Genomic DNA, 829 nt, shown 5'->3' on the forward strand with positions numbered 1-829 from the left:
GGGAAGCTGGACCGTAAGGCGCTGCCCGCGCCGGACTACAGCGGTTCCTCCGTTGCGTCGGGGGCCCCGCGTGATGCGCGTCAGGAGATTCTGGCGGGGTTGTTCGCCGAGGTCCTGGGTGTGGATCAGGTGGGGGTGGACGACGGGTTCTTCGAGCTGGGCGGGCATTCGCTGCTGGCGATGCGTCTGATCGGCCGGATCCGTGGGGTACTGGGAGCGGAGCTGGCGATCCGGGATCTGTTCTCGGCTCCGACGGTCGCCGCGCTGGCGGGGCTGGTGGAGGCGGCCACTCTCACCGAGGCGGAGTTGGCCGATGCCGTGGACCGCACGGTGCGGCATTCCTTCGACCTCGCGACGGAACTGCCCATCCGCACCGCGCTGTTCACCGTAGGCGACGCCTCGGACGAGCATGTGCTGGTCCTGGTGATCCACCACATCGCCGGGGACGGCTGGTCGATGGGCCCCCTCGCCCGCGATCTGAGCACGGCTTACGCGGCCCGGTGTGCAGGTCGGGCTCCGGCATGGGAGCCGTTGCCGGTCCAGTACGCCGACTACACCCTCTGGCAACACCAACTTCTCGGCGACGACACCAACCCCGACAGCCTCCTCACCGCCCAAGCCGGTTACTGGAAGAGCACCCTGGCCGGCCTCCCCGACCGCATCGACCTCCCCACCCGGCGCTTCGGTGCCGGTGCAGATCGACGCCGAGCTCCACCGGGCGCTGATCGGGCTTGCCCGTTCGCGGCAGACGACGGTGTTCATGGTGTTGCAGGCCGCTGTGGGTGTGCTGCTGCACCGCCTCGGCGCCGGGACGGACATCCCCATCGGC

At 69.8% G+C, this 829-nt stretch carries 1 protein-coding gene; it reads left to right on the top strand.

The window, feature by feature from the left end:
- Positions 1–829 (top strand): condensation domain-containing protein (locus IO24_RS41780; protein WP_279627369.1); only part of this gene is annotated, 829 nt, incomplete at both ends.

The organism is Streptomyces flavovariabilis (assembly GCF_000725785.1).
GTDB classification, from domain to species: Bacteria; Actinomycetota; Actinomycetes; order Streptomycetales; family Streptomycetaceae; genus Streptomyces; species Streptomyces hawaiiensis.